Origin of the sequence: Streptomyces sp. L-9-10 (genome assembly GCF_004151105.1) — a bacterium.
Classification (GTDB): domain Bacteria; phylum Actinomycetota; class Actinomycetes; order Streptomycetales; family Streptomycetaceae; genus Streptomyces.
In genome coordinates, this window is sequence record NZ_PHRF01000021.1 from 1 (window position 1) to 217 (window position 217).

Here is a 217-nt window from a genome sequence, read left to right on the forward strand (position 1 = left end):
ACCCAACTCCACCGACAACGCCGGCACACCCGCACGAGCCATCCGCTCCGCGTCCGCCGCCGACAACGTCCCCGTCATCCCACCCGACTGATCCCACGGACCCCACGCCAACGACACACCCGGCAGACCCTCAGCCCGCCGACGCTCCACCAACGCATCCAAAAACGCGTTACCCGCCGCGTAATTACCCTGCCCCGCACTCCCGAACAAGGCGGCA

1 protein-coding gene is annotated in these 217 nt (G+C 68.2%); it reads right to left on the reverse strand.

The window, feature by feature from the left end:
• On the reverse strand, positions 1 to 217 hold a 217-nt coding region (locus tag CU044_RS04710; protein WP_129767171.1), incomplete at both ends, for a KR domain-containing protein.